Raw genomic sequence first — 16,591 nt, 5'->3', positions numbered from 1 at the left:
ATAAAAACAAAAAGCGCAGCTAGTTAGCTGCGCTTTTAAATAGAGTTTATGTCGATTAATGGGCTTTTGCGTATGCTTCAGCTTGTTGCCATACACGGAGCATATTGCCACTTAAAATCTTTTTGATGTCTTTATTGCTATAACCGCGGTCCATTAGACCTTGCACTAGGTTAGGATAGCTAGATACATCTTTTAAACCAGTAGGTAGAGAGTCGCCTACACCATCGTAATCAGAGCCAATACCCACATAATCGATGCCAATTAGCTCAACTACATGGTCAATGTGATCAAGTACTTGTTCTAAGCTTGCAAATGGAAACGGGTTTTTAGCGCGATAAGCAGCATCAAAATCTTTGCTTAGCTTAGTACCGTCTTTTTTCTTTTCAGCCTTTGCTGATTTAAGTTGATCGTACCAAGAGCCAGCCTTTGCCGTAACAAAGCTTGAACCGAAGTTAATTTGAATAACACCACCGTTCTTTTTGAGTGCTAACAGCATGTCGTCATTCATATTACGCTCAAAGCCTGGGGTGTATTTACGCAGTGATGAGTGTGAAGCAATCACGGGTACTTTCGAAATTTCCATCACTTGGTAAAACGCATCATCAGAAATATGTGATACATCAACCAGCATACCAATGTTGTTCATTTCTTTTACCAGCTCTTTACCGAATGGGCTCAGGCCTTTCCACTTACGACGAATATCATAAGATGAATCAGAAATGTGGTTACTCTGCGAGTGAGCGAGCGTAATGTAACGTACGCCACGCTCATAAAAATGCTTAAGGTTTTTAATGTCGCCTTCGATAGGTGAGCCGTTTTCCATACCCATAGCAATCGACATTTTGCCTTGTTTAAACTGCTCTATAATATCGGCAGTCGAGTCTGCAATGGCGAACTTATCTGGCGCGCGTTGTACAATCGCTTCCATAGAGTCGATTAACTGATTTGCTAATTGGTAGCTTTTACCTTTGCCTTCAAATTCTAGGTTTGCAGGAATGTAAATTGACATGAAAGGAGCGTTCAAACCACCTTGCACAGCACGCGGATAATCAAAATCACCGTCGCTTGTAGCTTTGGCTACGTCAGCCCACTTGTTATGAATACGGTAAGGCACATCGATATGGGTATCGATTAAAATAGTGTCTTTTGCCAGTTTAATGGCTTTATCTGATGCAGTAACCTGATCTGCATTTGCTTGACCAATTAAGGCCAAAGAAACAGCGGCAACCAGTGAGCTTAGTTTTTTCATTTTTTAATGGCTCTTTAAGTTAAAAAGCCATTGTGAAGGGTTACAGTATAACTTACAAGTTTAGTCGTTAAACGACGCTTGGTACTCTGGATCTGCTTGTAGAGCAATGAATTCAGCTTTAGATATAATTGTCACTGACTCATGTAACTCAGAAAAAAACACCATGGCTTCACCATTTTTAAGCTGTTGATGAACCTGCGCTACTTTGCTTTCAATGCTAAATTCTTGTTCGCCGTAATCAGTGCCTTCACGTAAAACATAACTTTCGATTAAATTATACAGAGTCTCTTTATCGAGGCGTTCGTGGGGAATGATCATAACTGCTCTTTTTTAACTAATTGTTGAAAATACTCAGGAACAATTCGTTCAAGCCAATATTCGGGCTTAAAAGGGTTTTTACCGCTAATAAAACCGACATGGCCACCTTGTTCTGAGATGCGCAGCGTAACATGTTCACTCACATCTAAGCTATCTGGCACGGCTTTTATTGATAACATTGGGTCATCTTTGGCGTGCACAATCAGCGTAGGTGTTGCAATGCTTTTTAAAAATGGTTTTGCACTCGCTTGCTGATAGTAATCTTCAGCACCGGCAAAGCCGTGCAATGGTGCCGTGAGCATATTATCGAATTGCCATAAGTCATCAATCGCCATAAGTTTTTCTGGCGTTAGGCTAATTTGCTGTTCGATTTGTGGTAGCTTTCTTTGCATCGATTTTTTCATTCGATCGAGCAAATATTTTTGATAAATCTTACCTAAGCTTTTACGAATAACTTCGCACGATGATGACAAGTCAAATGGTGCCGAAACAACGGCTGCGCCAGTTAAGTTCGATTTAGTACCATGCTCACCTAAATATTTTGCTAGTACATTACCACCTAGTGAAAAGCCCACGGCAAATAACGGGCGTTTTGGGAATTTGCTCTTAAGGTGATTGATGAAAAAGCGTAGGTCTTCTGTTTCGCCGCTGTGATAAGCACGTGCTAAACGGTTAACTTCGCGCGAGCAGTTTCGAAAATGCATTAAAACGACAGCAAAGCCTTGTTGCTTAAGTTTTTTCATCATGCCTTTAGCATAAAAGCTATTTATATTGCCTTCTAAGCCATGCAATACAATAGCGAGGGGGGCTTGCTCATTATGAGGTGTTGCCCAAGCCAGTTCTAAAAAGTCACCATCAGGGGTATCGATAGTCGATAAGTCATACCGGGTATTATGAAAAGGGCGAAAAAAGCGCGGCATTATGGTTTGTAAATGGCGATTGCGCATCCACCACGCAGGCTTAAATTCAGGTAACATAGCTGACACTTTCGAAACAAAATAAGCACCTATTGTAGCAATTTTTTGCTTTTTGAGAACCGCTACAAGATTTTAGCTATACACAAATAAAAAGCCCCTAAACAATAAATTGGATAGGGGCTTTGTGCGTCGTGCTTAATTCTTACTTAGGAACTTCTGCGTCATGTACTTTTTTAATGAAGTAACCAACATAGAAAAGGCATAAAACGATAACAACTGCCAAAATGCCGAATGACATAAACAAAACTGGGTCGCTAAAAAAATCTCTAAAGAATACGTTCATGGTTGTGCCTCCTAATGTCTATGGGTTAATCATAGGCTGGCTTGAGGACGGCAGATATGATCCAGATCAAGCAATTTTCCTGATGCTATAGGAGGTGATTTAATTGTTGATTTGGATCAAGTTTATTAGGGGAGTTCGGAGCTTTTAGCTATAAGTTTTAAGCAGATAGAAAGGGGCCTTTACTGAGGGCAGTTCAAATAAGATTGCTACCGACTAGATTTTACTGCTTGTCGCTTAAATAAAGCCTTATATTTTCAGCCTGTTTATGGAGGGTGAATATCATGGTATTTGCTGTGTTTATCAGTAATTGTTGCTGCTTTTTTTCAAGCTTTAATTCTGCGCTAAGTAGCTCTTTGCGAATGATAGGGTAGTCTGAAACCTCGTTTTGAATGGTTTTAAGGTAGGCGCGTGTGGCTCGTAGGGGCTGTAAAGCCTGTTGATCAAATTCGGCAATGCACGACTCAAGCTCACTCAGTTGAGAGGGTGTTACAGCCAGCTCTAACGAATCAAGATAATAAAGCAGCAGGCAAAGGTTAACATTTTTGCTTTGCTGGTCTTGATAGCCTAGTAGCTTGGTTTGCATGCCGTCTTTGCTGTAAAGCTTGCATGCAAACTGCCAAAACTGTTCGCTGTTAAGCGGTTTCATCGGCAAAGGCCTGCTCTTTTTCTTCAAGCTCTTCAAGTGCCATGAGCAGCTCTTCTTCAACGTCATTAAGCTTGGGTGTTAAGCTTGCTTGCTTAGTGAGCAGCTCTGTCAGTTTGGCTTTATTTTCATCACTATATAAATCATTATCGGCAAGTGCGTTTTCGATTTCTCCAAGCTCTGTAGAGTACTTATCAAGTTGCTTTTCAAGCTTTTCGATTTGCTTTTTCAACGGCTGCACTGACTTTCTGAACTCAGCTTCTAAGCGCTTTTGCTCTTTGCGGTTAACGCTTGAATGTGCTTTAGGGGCATTGTCTTCAGGGCTTTTAGCAGCTTCTTTATTGGCATTGAGTAGCCATTGGTAATAGGCATCAAGGTCATAACCAAATTGTGTTACTTCGCCGTTATCAACAAGGTAATACTCATCAGCGGTATTTTTAAGCATGTGACGGTCGTGCGATACGGTCACCATAGCACCTTCGAAGCCTTGTAGCGCCATTACTAAGGCATGACGCATTTCTAAGTCTAGGTGGTTGGTTGGCTCATCCAGTAACAGTAGGTTTGGCTTTTGGTACACCAGCATTGCTAGCACTAAACGGGCTTTTTCACCGCCAGAAAATGGCGCAACTGGCTCAAGTGCTTTATCGCCAAAGAATGCAAAACCGCCTAAAAAGTCACGCAATGATTGCTCAGGAGCTTGCGGATTTAAACGTTGTAAATGGGTCACTGCACTGGCTTTTAAATCAAGTGACTCAAGTTGATGCTGCGCAAAGTAACCAATATTTAAGCCCTGATGCTGAAATACTTCACCTGCTTGAGGTTGTAAATCGCCAGCTAATAATTTAATCAGTGTTGACTTACCCGCACCATTTCGGCCAAGCAGCGCAATACGGCTACCCGGCACAAGGTTTAGCTTGATGCTATGCAAAATGGTGGTGTCGCCATAGCCTGCTTTGGCTTGGTCAAGAGTCATTAACGGGTTTGGCAGCGCTGTTGGCTCCGCAAATTCAAAATCAAAGGGTGAGTCAACATGGGCTGGGGCTAACTTTTCCATACGCTCTAGGGCTTTTACGCGGCTTTGTGCTTGCTTAGCTTTACTGGCTTTTGCTTTGAAGCGCGTAATGAATTTTTCTAGGTGAGCAATTTGTTCTTGTTGCTTTTCGAACATCGCTTGTTGCTGTAATAAGCGCTCTGCTTTTTGGCGTTCGAATTGCGAGTAATTGCCTTTATAAACATTTATTTTTTGTGCGTCTATGTGCCAAATTTGGTCAACAACGGCATCTAAGAATTCTCGGTCATGGGAAATAAGCACTAGAGTGCCTGTGTAGGCGCGTAAAAAGCGCTCTAACCAGTAAACGGCATCGAGATCTAAGTGGTTGGTTGGCTCATCTAGCAGTAATAAATCAGCATCACGAATAAGTGCTTGTGCTAAGTTTAAGCGCATACGCCAGCCACCTGAAAAGGCGCTCACTGGGTTGTCAATTTGCTCATTACTAAAACCTAAACCGTGTAATAGCTCACCTGCTTTTGCTTCAATGCTATAGCCTTGAATATGTTCTAGGCCAATATGTGCTTTTGCCTGCGCATCGCCGTCGTTATTTTGCTCGGCTTCGCGTAGTGCAATTCTTAGCGCGTAATATTCAGGGTGACCTTGTAATACATAATCCAGAGCGCTGATTTCGAGCGCGGGAGTTTCTTGTTTTACAGAGGCAATTGACCAGTCTTTAGGAATTTGGCATTCACCGGCATCGAGTTGCAATTCAGACTTTAATAGCGCGAACAGCGTTGATTTACCACAGCCATTAGCGCCAACAAGGCCGACTTTATGCTCTGGGAATAAGGTTGCAGAAGCCCCTTTTAGTAAGGCGTTACCACCACGTAGAAGTTCGATGTCTGAAATTTGGATCATGAATGTTTACTTGCACAGCACTGATTAAATTGCCGCTATCATAACACGGATCACATTAGCCTTCGCAATCGTATCAAACAGAGAATTATTAGGCTAAAATAGCCGCCTACATGCCACGGGAGATCATCTATGAGACAAAGAAAACGCTTTATTGCTGGCGCATCATGCCCTGAGTGTAAGGCCATGGATACCATGATGCTTTATAAAGAACATGATGTGGAAAAAGTGGAGTGCGTACAGTGTGGCCACAAAATGACGCAACCAGAGCAGGCTGTTCAGGCCTCAACACGCCAATTTGAGCAAGTGATTGGTGTATTTAAGCCGGGCGATTAATTCCCGGCTCTATCATTACTAAATTAATAGTGCGGCGGTGGCGGCTCTTGCATTTGTGACATTAAAGATGGCTGCTGCGCTTCTTTAATCTTTTCTGCAAGTAACTCTGTCTGGCGCTTCATTTTAGCCAGCTGCTGTTGGTGCGCTTTAAGCTCATCGTTTAATATTTCAATTGTTTCATCTTGAAAAGCGACTTTCGCTTCAAGTTCCATTAGACGATCTTCAATTGTATTCATTTGATTCTCTTAGATTAAAACTTTCAGCGAATCCGCTGGAGCTTTCGGTTAATAACGCTTGGTTGTTATCAGTAAACGCAACATCTAACACCACGGCTGATTTCGGGCGGCTTCCTTCTCGAGGAATCACTTGCCACGTTTGTAATTTTTTACCTGACTCTAGTTGCCATAAATCAACCAATCGATTGGGTGAACCTGTGGCAATTAAAGTGCCTTCATCGTTAAAACGTACGGCGGTAAAAATTTTCTGACGCGCAATATACGCCAGTTTGCTAACAAGATCACCTGTAGTCAGTTGCCATACATTTGCTTGCTTCATACTGTCTGCGGTAAATGCATAACGACCTTGTGGATCAAGGGCGACTTGAGTAACGCGACTTGGGTGATTAAAGCGATGGATCACTTGCCCTGTGCGAGTGTCCCAAAAGTAAGCAACATAGTCATTTGAGCCGCTAATGGCGTAGTGACCGTTAGGTGAAAGGTCAACAACATTGACTTTTTCTTGGTGGCCAAGGAACTCTATGCGCCTGCCACTCTCTAAGTCGAGGTAAACGACTACACCGTCGGCGCGACCATATAATACACTGCGCCCTTGGTTACTTATCGCGATATCTCTAATTGTTGAGGCGTGTATTTTGTAATAACCCGTGTTGTTGCCCGTGGCAATGTTCCACACTGCAAAGGTGGACTTCTCAGCGGTAACTGCATGGCTGTTGTCGTACGAGATAGCAACAGTATGGACGAGACTATCTTGGGCTTGTTGTTGAAACCATTGGTATTTTAATACCTGCTGTTGATTATCCCACAATGCAACCCCATGGTGTATTGATGAGATTAAGCTGTATTTACCATCGTGCGACAGCGCGGAGGCGAAGGCACCTTTAGCCGCATGCTCATAGCGTGCAGTTGATTGCTCATGTTGCTCAGAGCAAGCTACAACTAAGCAAAGGCTGAGCAGATACAAAAAAGTACGAAATATCGACATATTACGAGTATTTCCCCTTAACTCTTAGTGATTGAGAGGTTAGACTAGGTCTCGTTGAAGACCTAGGTTGTTAGTCTAATCGCTGATCATGCATTGGCATGACGTTAGTTATTAGACAAGCAGCCTACCATGTAGGTCGTTAATCTTTAACTAGTAATAATACAATAATTGACAACTGCAAAGTGTGTCGGAGATATAAAATGAAAAAGACGATTAAATTGTCATTGATTGCAGCGTCAGTTTTAGCGCTTACAGCTTGTAATCAGGAAGCAAAAAAAGAACAGCAAGTTGAAGTTAAACTAGAGACTGAAGCTCAACAACAAGCATACGGTATTGGTGCATCTGTTGGTAACTTCTTAAACCAAGACCTTGCTGATAAAAAAGCGCTAGGTGTTGAATTAGACGAAGCACTTCTTAAGCGTGGTTTTGAAGACGCACTAGCGGGTAACGCTAAACTTGATGACGAAAAAATTCGTGAAGTGTTAACTGCACTTGACCAAAGCATTCGCACTAAACAACAAGAAAAAGCGAAAGTAGAATCTGAAAAGAGCAAAGCTGAAGGCGAAAAATACCTAGCTGAAAACGCGAAAAAAGAAGGCGTTACAGTAACTGAGTCTGGCCTACAGTACGAAGTGATCACTGAAGGTGAAGGCGAAAAGCCAGTAGCTACTGACGTTGTTAAAGTACACTACAAAGGCACTTTATTAGACGGTACTGAGTTCGATAGCTCTTACTCACGTAACGAACCAACTACTTTCCCACTTAACCGTGTGATCCCAGGTTGGACTGAAGGTTTACAATTAATGCCTGTTGGCTCTAAGTACAAGTTCACTATTCCATCTGAACTTGCATACGGTGAGCGTGATCTTGGTAAGATCCCTGCAAATTCAACGCTTGTTTTCGAAGTAGAATTACTTGAAATCCAAAGCGATGAAAAAGCTGTTCCAGCTGAGTAATATTTAACTCAATACAAAAAGGGCTGAAAAGCCCTTTTTTTATGCGCGAAGTTTATTAACTAAATGCCGTTTCTTTCATTTTTAATGTGCCACTATCAGCATCAAGCTCAACCACAGTACCAACAGGCAGGATAAATTGGCGCTTAATATGGCCAATCATAGCTCCACGATAAGCAGGGATCCCCAGCGGTTTTATATAATCTGCAAAAATATCATCAAGGGTTAATGAGCCATAACCACTGCCTGGCTTACAGTCATTACAATCGCCAAATACAAAGCCTGCAATTTTATCAAGTGCGCCCATAAGTTTTAGTGTGCTCATCATCCTGTCAATTCTATACGGTGCTTCGTCGATATCTTCTAAAAATAAAATTGCGCCATTAAAGTCAGGTAAATAGTTCGAGCCTGCAAGGGCTGTCAGTACCGTTAAATTACCGCCGATTAATCGTCCAGAGGTTTTACCTGATGTAATCGTTTGGGTCAGGTACTGAGTGTTAACAAGCTCATCATCGGCTTTTGGTAAGTTTTGGAAATGCATCAACTTACGCGCTTCGAACATGCTCTTAAATTGCGCGACATGAAACGGGTTCCAGTCACTTGATGCATTTGGACCATGAAAGCTGATTAACCCAGCTTGAGACAGTAATGCATTGTGAAGAGCGGTAATGTCTGAATAGCCCATTAGAGGTTTTGGATTGTTACGGATCATTGCGTAGTCGAGCAAAGGTAGAATACGGGCAGCGCCTGAACCGCCACGTAAACACAAAATGGCATCAACCTCTTTGTCGTTGAATAAACTATTTAAGTCGCTAGCTCGCATTGCATCAGTGCCAGCTAAATGACCGCGTCTAGCTAGAATGTTTGGTGCAAGCTTAGCCTTGTAACCCAGTGCCTCTATAACGCCTTGTGCTAATAAAATATCAGCGTGCGCAGCAGTGGCAGCTGAAGGGCTACATATCCCAATTGTGCCGCCTGTAGGAAGAGCTTTTGGCTTATTTAATGTTTGGGTGCTAGCACTCTGCGCCGCCATTAAAGGAGCTGATGTCAGACTTGCGCCTGCGGCAAGAATTGAAAGTGACTTTAAAAATGACCGTTTATTCATAGCGAGCCTCATGTTTTTATAGTATGAGTATCGCATTGAAGAAAATATTTCAAATATTTGTTACGAAATGGAATAGATGATTCTTTTTAGGCAGGCAAAAAAGTGTTTTTCAGCAGAGAGTGTTTCTCTGCTGTGTAACTAAGCTGTTAGCTGGTGTGATTAGAATAAAGGTTATCGATTAACTCATCTTCTAGCTCAAAGCGCAGTTCAAGCGCTTCACCTAATGTTGATAAATCTTTATCAAACTCATCAAGCAGGTCATCTTTGTCAACTTCTGCGTATTTGTCGTTAAAGTCGAGTGCCACATCTGTGGTTTCAGAAATGCGTGGGTATAAGGCATTAGCCAGCTTTTGGCTTTCAGGACCTTTTTCTTTACACGCTTTGGCAATGTCGTCGTAAATTTCGAAATGGCCAGCAGAAAGGTAATCCATCAGAATTTGGCAAAAGTTTTGAATTTGCAGCTGATCAGGAAGGGCGTGATCTTTCTTTTCGTACGGTGAAAAGCCTGCAATACGGCAGAACAACACAAGCAGCTCTTGACGTTCTGTGAGCCATTTGTCGATTACAGAGTGACTACCACCCCACTTTTGTTGAGCTTTTTCCAAACGCGTCAGCATATTTCATCTCCTCGCTGAGTAGGTTTTCCTTTGTATATATAAAAAGGAAATATGACACAAAGATCAACTAAATTCTTAGTGTCTAATTGCAACAGATTGTAAAAGTCATTCTAAAGGCATAGTTTTCAGCATTGAATAAGCTAAAAAATTCCTTGTTTTTTAGAGTGGACTTTTTTTGCTCTCATTGCAGTGTATGGGAATTGATTCAAAACTACTAGTATTAATTTTGCGATTTTTATCTAAGTGGATGAGTTGTAATTTTCTGATTTAGAAAAGAAAAAACCACCAAAATTGGTGGTTTAATTCTTTTTCTAAGACTTGTTAAAACAAGCGTTCTTATTATTATGGGAAGATTGTTGTTCTTATTGTTATAAGATTTTTATTATTGTTTTTGTTAACGCGGGATAAGTTATACCAAGCTTTTTTGTATGTTGCAAATTTATTAATGAAAAGTTTTAAATTTATTTTGTTTTCGCTCAAAAAACACACTATAGGCGTAGGTTGGCTTAAAAAACATGATCTATATCTAGCCTTGATTATCTATCCATAGTGAGACGCGCAATATGGTGATACAATCTGCTCAATTTCATTCAGTTCTAGGATTCTATACGCATGAGCGAATTAAAAAACGATCGTTATTTACGTGCACTACAAAAGCAACCTGTTGATGTCACACCGGTATGGATGATGCGCCAAGCTGGCCGTTATTTACCTGAATACCGTGCTACACGTGCCCAAGCAGGCGACTTTATGAGTTTATGTAAAAACGCTGAACTTGCTTGTGAAGTAACGTTACAGCCATTACGTCGTTATCCGCTTGATGCTGCAATTCTATTCAGTGATATTTTAACTATTCCTGATGCTATGGGCTTAGGTCTTTACTTTGAAACAGGTGAAGGTCCAAAATTTGAACGTCCGATTTCTTCATTAGCAGATGTTAAAAAAATCCCAAATATCGATCCAACTGATGAGCTTGGTTATGTGATGAATGCGGTAAGTACGATTCGTCGCGAATTAAAAGGTGAAGTACCGCTAATTGGTTTCTCTGGTTCACCTTGGACACTTGCCACTTACATGGTTGAAGGTGGTAGCAGCAAAACATTCGGTAAAATCAAGAAAATGGCCTTTGCAGATCCACAAACACTGCACCTATTACTTGATAAATTAGCTGACTCAGTAATCGACTATTTAAACGCGCAAGTTAAAGCGGGCGCGCAATCGTTAATGGTATTTGACTCATGGGGCGGTGTATTAAGCCCACGTGACTACAATGAGTTTTCATTACAATACATGCACAAGATTGTTGATGGCTTAATTCGCGAATACGATGGCCGTAAAGTGCCAGTGACGTTATTTACTAAAAATGGTGGTCAGTGGATTGAAGCAATTGCAGCAACAGGCTGTGATGCAGTAGGTCTAGACTGGACTATTAACATTGGTGATGCAAAGCGTCGTGTTGGCGATAAAGTGGCGCTGCAAGGTAACATGGACCCAGCAATGCTGCATGGCACGCCTGAGCGTATTCGCCAAGAAGTTGCTACTATCCTAGAAGACTTTGGTACAGGCTCTGGCCATGTATTTAACCTAGGTCACGGTATTACACCAGATGTAGACCCAGAAAACGCAGGTGTATTTATCAACGCTGTTCATGAATTCAGTGGTAAATACCACAAATAAGCAAAAGCTAATCGTAAAAAAGCCCGCATTAATCGGGCTTTTTATTTACTTAAACAAACGATTTAAACCATTTAATGCAGCTACGCGATAGGCTTCAGCCATAGTCGGGTAGTTGAACGTGGTATTTACAAAGTAATCAATGTTATTACCGCCGTTCTTTTGTTCCATAATCGCTTGACCGATGTGAACGATTTCAGAGGCACGCTCACCGAAGCAGTGCACACCCAGTACTTCTTTGGTATCAACATGGAATAAAATCTTTAGGCTACCCACCTCAGTGCCTGCAATTTGCGCACGCGCTAAATGCTTAAATTGAGCACGGCCTACCTCGTAAGGGACTTTTGCAGCTGTTAACTCTTGCTCGGTTTTACCCACTGAGCTCATTTCAGGGATTGTATAAATACCTGCTGGAATATCAATGATCAGCTTTTCATCGCAATTACCACATGCAATCGCATCGGCTGCAATACGGCCTTGGTCAAATGCTGCACTGGCAAGGCTTGGGTAACCAATGACATCACCCACAGCATAAATGTTGTCGACTTCTGTTTGGTATGTTTCGTTCACCTTAAGCTGGCCACGACCATCCGCTTTTAGGCCAACAGCTTCAAGGTTTAATGCGTCTGTGTTACCGGTACGGCCATTGGCAAATAAAATACAGTCAGCTTTTACGCGCTTGCCTGATTTCAAGTGCATTACCACACAGTCATCACGGGTTTCTACACGATCAAACTCTTCATTATGACGAATAACAATACCGCTATTCCAAAAGTGATAGCTCAGAGCATCTGAAATTTCCGCATCCATAAAGGCAAGTAGGCGGTCACGGGTATTCACTAGGTCAACCTTGGCGCCTAAACCTTTAAAAATAGAGGCATACTCACAACCAATTACACCTGCACCATAAATCAGCACACGATGAGGGTCATCTTCAAGGCCTAAAATGGTATCGCTGTCGTAAATACGTGGATGTTTAAAGTCTACACCTGGTGGACGGTAAGGGCGCGAGCCAGTAGCAATAACGATTGTTTGTGCGGTGATTGTTTCAAATGAACCGTCTAGGTGCGTTACTTTAATGGTGTGTTTATCAATAAACTCAGCATCACCTTGATACATATGAATGCGGTTACGCTCATAAAAGCTGCTACGTAAATTAGATTGCTTTGAAATGACGTTACTTGCGTGGCGCAAAATATCGGGGAAAGTTAAGCGGTTAGGGCGCTCACTAATATTAAATAGCGGGTTTGCTTTATATTCAATATAACGGCTTACAGAGTGACGTAATGCTTTTGAAGGGATAGTACCCCAGTGCACACAACCGCCGCCTACCGCTTCTTGACGTTCAATAACAGCGACTCTTTTGTTGCTTTTAGATAGGTTCATGGCGGTACCTTCACCGCCAGGACCTGTACCTATGATGATTGCATCATATTGATAAGATGGAGTATCTTTTTGCTTTACTTGTTGTTTGGCCACAGCCGCTCCTATGTTAACTAAAAGAGGCTTTTAACAACCTCGCATTTAGTGCAAGCCAAGCCTGCTTTTGGTTTTCCCAAGCGGCTTCAAGCTCGTGATATTGTGTCATTAATGCTGATTTTTCACACTGTTTCATCATTTTATTGCGTTTGATTTCTAACACGCGTTTTTGCAAGGCACAGAAGTGTTGCAGTTTTTTCAGCAGTAAATCGTACTCAGATTGTAATAATGTAAGCTTATCTTGCGCTAAAGGCAATTTTGCAAGGCGACCTTGAGTCTTATTCATCAAGGTTTCTGCTTTGGCTTTTTCGATTCGCTCAATCGATGTGCGCTTTAATTTTGAAGCAAGACCGATTGCCGCTAAAGAGCGGATCATCCACTTAGTTGGATCATAGTGATACCACTTAATGCCATTGCGATAGTCGCTAGCAAAAATATGGTGGAAGTTATGATAGCCTTCACCGTATGTGAATAGCGCTAAAAAGCCATTATCACGGGCGGTGTTTTTTTCTGTGTATGGACGTGAGCCCCAGATATGCGCCAGCGAGTTGATAAAAAAGGTAAAGTGCTGGCTCAATACTAAGCGCAGTAAACCAACCAATAATAACATGCCCCATACATCGCCAAGCATTAAACCAAGTAGTAAAGGAATACCAAAATTAGTCGCGACGACTAACTTCATATAGTGACGGTGTTGCCACATAACGACTTTGTTTTTTTGTAAGTCTCGGCAGTTACTGTAGTTACCGTATTGTTCGCCTTGATAATCGCGCAGCATCCAACCGATGTGGCTATACCAAAAGCCATTAGTAGCGGCGTAAGGGTCTTTGATTGGATCATCAACTTGACCATGGTGAATTCGATGATCGCTACTCCAGTGCAAGGCACTATTTTGCAGTGCAAAAGCACCACCTAAGGCAAAAATCACTTCAATAACAGGATGCACATCATAGGCTTTGTGTGCCCACAAGCGGTGATAACCTGCAGTAATAGAAAGTCCGGCGTAGAACATACAGCCAACAAAGGCTATCCACTGTGTACTGGTGTATCCGTAGCTAAAGCCATACCAAGGAACAAGGGTGATCGCGGCCAAAAATGTAAGGCTAAAAAATAGCACGTTGGTCCAAATAATCGGTGGTTTTTTCATCTGAATAAATCTCGGCGTACAGTTGTACGCTAAAATAGTGTTTCATTCTCTCCGCGTCAAGTATTAGACTAGCTCATTAACCGAAAAATCATTAAAAGTTCACGCTGGGAGTTTCCATGTCGGGTGTTAGAGCGCAACAGAAACAAAAAACACGACAAGCACTAATCGAGGCCGCATTCAATCAATTGAGTGCCGATCATAGTTTTTCTAATTTAAGCTTACGTGAAGTTGCCCGTGAAGCAGGGATTGCCCCCACCTCTTTTTACCGCCACTTTAAAGACATGAATGAGCTTGGTTTGACCATGGTTGATGAAGCTGGTTTAACACTGCGTCAACTTATGCGCCAAGCGCGTCGCCGTATTGAGAGCGGCGGTAGTGTGATCACGACATCAATCGTGACCTTTATGGAGTTCATCGATAACTCGAGCAACCAATTTAGATTGTTATTGCGTGAGCGCTCAGGAACTTCAAAAGCATTTCGTGCTGCGGTTGCTCGTGAAATTAAACATTTCATTTTAGAGCTTGCGCATTACCTTGAAAGCGAAACTCCGTGCGACCCAACTCATGCATATATTCAAGCCGAAGCCATGGTGACTTTAGTATTTAACGCCGGTGCCGAAGCCCTCGATATTGAAGGGACACAACGCGAAGAACTGGTTGAACGCTTGATCTGGCAATTACGTTATATTGCTCGCGGTGCCACTTTGTATGGTCGTGATAGTAAAGGTAGTGTAGAAAAAACAGCCTAAAGCATGGTAGATTTTTGTTCCCATTTTGTGTATCGTTTTTTGTTTAAATCAGTAACTGAATTCTAAATAGTCAGTTACGCCACAAAATGAATAAATAGCGAGGACGCACATGCTCACCAAGGATCCGGTGAATAATACTCATGCCCATTTTTTAGAACAGAGTGAAGAAACAACGGTAAAAAATAGCCCAAGCTTTCGAGAGCTGAGCCGCAGTTTGTTATACTCGTTACCGAAACATGTGCAAAAGAAAATTCAAGATAACTTGTTTGGCGTATTAGACGCTCATCAGGTCTCACAATTTCGAGATGACAAACGCTGCCAGTTTTGGATTAACCAAAATGGTTGGAAGCGAGTTCCCTACAGTCAGTTTCGCCATGTTTATAGCCGAATTGCGCTATACCCAAAAAGCGCCACTATTTCAAAGATCCATAGCTCAGAGGCTGCTAGCAATGCAACATCAGCTGATTTGAGAGATCAACAAGCTAGGCTATTACATAGCAATGGCTTTGAGGGACAACCTAACAGGATAGATCAACACATAACTTATACTCGTCGTGTTATCCGCCCAACAGCAACTCAACAATTTCAACCTACGTTAGCTCTTTATAAGCCTGTTGCAAATAGTAAGGTAGAGTTAAAAGCATCTCACCAAGTTCGGCAAAATTTCACAACTCATGTGCTCCAAGCATCTGAAACGGTAGAAATGTTAGCTCAACAATATACAGGCTATAAAAATGCGAACCTTATTTATGATTACAATTTGGGGTTTAGTCGTGCTAAGCCCGCACCGGTAGGTACTGGATTGATAGTTCCCAATGGTTGGAAATTAAATATAGAAGGCTCCTGCAGTAATTGCCGCAGTATAGATATAGTTTGGCAAGGGCCTACAAATGGTCAAATTACATTGCAATTAGAAAAAAAGCGCCCAGATGAAATATCGTTTTGGCAGCATTATTTAGTTGTGAAGCCAGGTGTTTATGCTGTCACTGTGACTGCGTCAGGTCTTGTGGAAACCACCTCTTTTACAGTGCTTCAACCAACACAAGAATATGAAATTGAGTTGCTTGATCAAGCAGGTAACCCACAGGCAAACATGGGCTATAAAATTCGCTTGCGTAATGGGCATGTAGTCAGTGGAGTATTAGATAGTAAGGGTTATGCCCACGTATCAGGCCCTGACTTTGAAAACGCTAAAATAAGTTTTCATGAGTTAGATGACAAAGACTGGCAGGTGGCCAGCCCTTCCCGTAATGAATAAATTTATAAGGATATAATTTATGACCTTACAACATACTGTGTCGCAAGGCGAAACCTTGCTACGCATTGCTCGTCAATATGGGTTTAGAACCTCTAATGGTCTTTACTCGCATCCGCTTAATGCTGAGTTTCGTTCTTTAAGGCCTGATCCTAACCAAATTTACCCCGGCGACGTAATTGCTATTCCAGCAAAAGTTGAAAAATTCATGCCACTGAAAACAGGTAGTAAAAACTCTTTTATGGTGCGTGATGAAAAAGAATTCTTTCGTTTAAAACTAGCTTACGAAAATGGCGAGCAAATTACGGGAAAGCGCATTGTACTGAATATCGCAGGGCAAACAATTGATACCGTCATAGCAGAAGATGGTTTAATTGAAGTAGAGCTCACCGAAAATAAAACGCTTACAGGGCAAGTAGATTTATATCTCAATGACGAAGACACCACACCAACAAAGAGTTTTGCTATTCAAGTTGGGCACTTAGACCCTATTGAAACCTTGTCAGGAGTGCAAGGGCGTTGCAATTTACTTGGATTTGATTGTGGGAAGGTTGATGGAATTAATGGATCAAAAACACAAACAGGTGTTAAAGCTTTTCAGCTTGCACAGCAGTTGCAAGTTGATGGCATAGCAGGGCCAATTACTAAACGTCGTCTTGTTGACGTATACGGAGCATAA

General features: G+C 41.9%; 18 protein-coding genes. 6 read left to right on the top strand and 12 right to left on the bottom strand.

Annotation, left to right across the window (positions count from 1 at the left end):
- Positions 1 to 55: 55 nt before the first annotated feature.
- The 6 genes from AOG27_RS18635 to AOG27_RS18615 all read right to left on the bottom strand — a co-directional run bounded on the left by AOG27_RS18635 (position 56) and on the right by AOG27_RS18615 (position 5,379).
- Positions 56 to 1,249 (bottom strand): dipeptidase, encoded by a 1,194-nt coding sequence (locus tag AOG27_RS18635; RefSeq protein WP_054554496.1) that lies wholly within the window; start codon positions 1,247 to 1,249, stop codon positions 56 to 58.
- Between the two features lie 60 nt (positions 1,250 to 1,309).
- The gene (locus AOG27_RS18630) at positions 1,310 to 1,567 is read right to left on the bottom strand and encodes a YheU family protein (protein WP_054554495.1); all 258 of its coding nucleotides are present in this window, start codon (positions 1,565 to 1,567) and stop codon (positions 1,310 to 1,312) included.
- Positions 1,564 to 2,544, bottom strand: coding sequence for a hydrolase (locus AOG27_RS18625; protein ID WP_054554494.1), 981 nt, complete (start codon positions 2,542 to 2,544; stop codon positions 1,564 to 1,566). Before AOG27_RS18625 ends, AOG27_RS18630 begins: the two co-directional genes overlap by 4 nt.
- Before the next feature lie 142 nt (positions 2,545 to 2,686).
- Positions 2,687 to 2,827 (bottom strand): DUF3149 domain-containing protein, encoded by a 141-nt coding sequence (locus AOG27_RS21320; RefSeq protein ID WP_074989877.1) that lies wholly within the window; start codon positions 2,825 to 2,827, stop codon positions 2,687 to 2,689.
- 220 nt (positions 2,828 to 3,047) lie between these two features.
- Positions 3,048 to 3,473, bottom strand: a complete 426-nt coding sequence (locus tag AOG27_RS18620) for a TIGR02444 family protein (protein ID WP_054554493.1) — start codon at positions 3,471 to 3,473, stop codon at positions 3,048 to 3,050.
- Entirely contained in the window at positions 3,460 to 5,379 is a 1,920-nt protein-coding gene (locus AOG27_RS18615) for an ATP-binding cassette domain-containing protein (protein ID WP_054554492.1), read from the bottom strand. Before AOG27_RS18615 ends, AOG27_RS18620 begins: the two co-directional genes overlap by 14 nt.
- Positions 5,380 to 5,508: 129 nt before the next feature.
- Here AOG27_RS18615 and AOG27_RS18610 point away from each other — a divergent pair, with 129 nt between their 5' ends.
- Positions 5,509 to 5,712, top strand: a complete 204-nt coding sequence (locus AOG27_RS18610) for a YheV family putative zinc ribbon protein (RefSeq protein ID WP_054554491.1) — start codon at positions 5,509 to 5,511, stop codon at positions 5,710 to 5,712.
- Between the two features lie 23 nt (positions 5,713 to 5,735).
- On the opposite strand, the gene AOG27_RS18605 is transcribed toward AOG27_RS18610, so the two are convergent.
- On the bottom strand, positions 5,736 to 5,948 hold the full coding sequence (locus AOG27_RS18605; RefSeq protein ID WP_054554490.1) for a SlyX family protein: 213 nt from the start codon (positions 5,946 to 5,948) through the stop codon (positions 5,736 to 5,738).
- The gene (locus tag AOG27_RS18600) at positions 5,935 to 6,933 is read right to left on the bottom strand and encodes a WD40 repeat domain-containing protein (protein ID WP_054554489.1); all 999 of its coding nucleotides are present in this window, start codon (positions 6,931 to 6,933) and stop codon (positions 5,935 to 5,937) included. The genes AOG27_RS18605 and AOG27_RS18600 overlap by 14 nt, the downstream gene beginning before the upstream one ends.
- A 200-nt stretch (positions 6,934 to 7,133) precedes the next feature.
- On the opposite strand from AOG27_RS18600, the gene fkpA reads away from it, so the two are divergent.
- On the top strand, positions 7,134 to 7,889 hold the full coding sequence (gene fkpA / locus AOG27_RS18595) for an FKBP-type peptidyl-prolyl cis-trans isomerase (RefSeq protein WP_054554488.1): 756 nt from the start codon (positions 7,134 to 7,136) through the stop codon (positions 7,887 to 7,889).
- A 55-nt stretch (positions 7,890 to 7,944) separates the two neighbouring features.
- On the opposite strand, the gene AOG27_RS18590 is transcribed toward fkpA, so the two are convergent.
- Together AOG27_RS18590 and AOG27_RS18585 are read right to left on the bottom strand one after the other, a co-directional pair.
- Entirely contained in the window at positions 7,945 to 8,991 is a 1,047-nt protein-coding gene (locus AOG27_RS18590; protein ID WP_200909117.1) for a S66 peptidase family protein, read from the bottom strand.
- 146 nt (positions 8,992 to 9,137) lie between these two features.
- A complete protein-coding gene (locus tag AOG27_RS18585; RefSeq protein WP_054554486.1) occupies positions 9,138 to 9,608 on the bottom strand; it encodes an Rsd/AlgQ family anti-sigma factor in 471 nt (156 codons plus the stop codon).
- A 612-nt stretch (positions 9,609 to 10,220) separates the two neighbouring features.
- Here AOG27_RS18585 and hemE point away from each other — a divergent pair.
- Entirely contained in the window at positions 10,221 to 11,285 is a 1,065-nt protein-coding gene (hemE, locus tag AOG27_RS18580) for a uroporphyrinogen decarboxylase (protein WP_054554485.1), read from the top strand.
- A gap of 45 nt (positions 11,286 to 11,330) precedes the next feature.
- On the opposite strand, the gene sthA is transcribed toward hemE, so the two are convergent.
- Positions 11,331 to 12,761 carry a Si-specific NAD(P)(+) transhydrogenase gene (sthA, locus tag AOG27_RS18575; RefSeq protein WP_054554484.1) on the bottom strand — a complete coding sequence of 477 codons (1,431 nt, stop codon included), beginning with the start codon at positions 12,759 to 12,761 and terminating at the stop codon, positions 11,331 to 11,333.
- Between the two features lie 13 nt (positions 12,762 to 12,774).
- A complete protein-coding gene (locus AOG27_RS18570; RefSeq protein ID WP_054554483.1) occupies positions 12,775 to 13,908 on the bottom strand; it encodes an acyl-CoA desaturase in 1,134 nt (377 codons plus the stop codon).
- Positions 13,909 to 14,024: 116 nt separating this feature from the next.
- Between AOG27_RS18570 and fabR the strand changes: the two genes are divergently transcribed.
- From fabR to AOG27_RS18555, 3 genes are all read left to right on the top strand, one after another.
- The gene (gene fabR, locus AOG27_RS18565; protein WP_054554482.1) at positions 14,025 to 14,657 is read left to right on the top strand and encodes an HTH-type transcriptional repressor FabR; all 633 of its coding nucleotides are present in this window, start codon (positions 14,025 to 14,027) and stop codon (positions 14,655 to 14,657) included.
- Between the two features lie 109 nt (positions 14,658 to 14,766).
- Positions 14,767 to 15,915, top strand: coding sequence for a hypothetical protein (locus AOG27_RS18560; RefSeq protein WP_054554481.1), 1,149 nt, complete (start codon positions 14,767 to 14,769; stop codon positions 15,913 to 15,915).
- A gap of 19 nt (positions 15,916 to 15,934) precedes the next feature.
- Positions 15,935 to 16,591, top strand: a complete 657-nt coding sequence (locus tag AOG27_RS18555; RefSeq protein ID WP_054554480.1) for a PGRP and LysM peptidoglycan-binding domain-containing protein — start codon at positions 15,935 to 15,937, stop codon at positions 16,589 to 16,591.

It is taken from the genome of Pseudoalteromonas lipolytica, from assembly GCF_001306915.1.
Taxonomy (GTDB): Bacteria; Pseudomonadota; Gammaproteobacteria; order Enterobacterales; family Alteromonadaceae; genus Pseudoalteromonas; species Pseudoalteromonas simplex.
This window is presented reverse-complemented; position numbering and strand designations above follow the sequence as displayed.

Excerpts from the sequence above, each read along its gene's own strand:
- AOG27_RS18635 (WP_054554496.1), bottom strand. The coding sequence starts at position 1,249 with ATGAAAAAACTAAGCTCACTGGTTGCCGCTGTTTCTTTGGCCTTAATT.
- AOG27_RS18630 (WP_054554495.1), bottom strand. The coding sequence starts at position 1,567 with ATGATCATTCCCCACGAACGCCTCGATAAAGAGACTCTGTATAATTTA.
- AOG27_RS18625 (WP_054554494.1), bottom strand. The coding sequence starts at position 2,544 with ATGTTACCTGAATTTAAGCCTGCGTGGTGGATGCGCAATCGCCATTTA.
- AOG27_RS21320 (WP_074989877.1), bottom strand. The coding sequence starts at position 2,827 with ATGAACGTATTCTTTAGAGATTTTTTTAGCGACCCAGTTTTGTTTATG.
- AOG27_RS18620 (WP_054554493.1), bottom strand. The coding sequence starts at position 3,473 with ATGAAACCGCTTAACAGCGAACAGTTTTGGCAGTTTGCATGCAAGCTT.
- AOG27_RS18615 (WP_054554492.1), bottom strand. The coding sequence starts at position 5,379 with ATGATCCAAATTTCAGACATCGAACTTCTACGTGGTGGTAACGCCTTA.
- AOG27_RS18610 (WP_054554491.1), top strand. The coding sequence starts at position 5,509 with ATGAGACAAAGAAAACGCTTTATTGCTGGCGCATCATGCCCTGAGTGT.
- AOG27_RS18605 (WP_054554490.1), bottom strand. The coding sequence starts at position 5,948 with ATGAATACAATTGAAGATCGTCTAATGGAACTTGAAGCGAAAGTCGCT.
- AOG27_RS18600 (WP_054554489.1), bottom strand. The coding sequence starts at position 6,933 with ATGTCGATATTTCGTACTTTTTTGTATCTGCTCAGCCTTTGCTTAGTT.
- fkpA (WP_054554488.1), top strand. The coding sequence starts at position 7,134 with ATGAAAAAGACGATTAAATTGTCATTGATTGCAGCGTCAGTTTTAGCG.
- AOG27_RS18590 (WP_200909117.1), bottom strand. The coding sequence starts at position 8,991 with ATGAATAAACGGTCATTTTTAAAGTCACTTTCAATTCTTGCCGCAGGC.
- AOG27_RS18585 (WP_054554486.1), bottom strand. The coding sequence starts at position 9,608 with ATGCTGACGCGTTTGGAAAAAGCTCAACAAAAGTGGGGTGGTAGTCAC.
- hemE (WP_054554485.1), top strand. The coding sequence starts at position 10,221 with ATGAGCGAATTAAAAAACGATCGTTATTTACGTGCACTACAAAAGCAA.
- AOG27_RS18570 (WP_054554483.1), bottom strand. The coding sequence starts at position 13,908 with ATGAAAAAACCACCGATTATTTGGACCAACGTGCTATTTTTTAGCCTT.
- fabR (WP_054554482.1), top strand. The coding sequence starts at position 14,025 with ATGTCGGGTGTTAGAGCGCAACAGAAACAAAAAACACGACAAGCACTA.
- AOG27_RS18560 (WP_054554481.1), top strand. The coding sequence starts at position 14,767 with ATGCTCACCAAGGATCCGGTGAATAATACTCATGCCCATTTTTTAGAA.
- AOG27_RS18555 (WP_054554480.1), top strand. The coding sequence starts at position 15,935 with ATGACCTTACAACATACTGTGTCGCAAGGCGAAACCTTGCTACGCATT.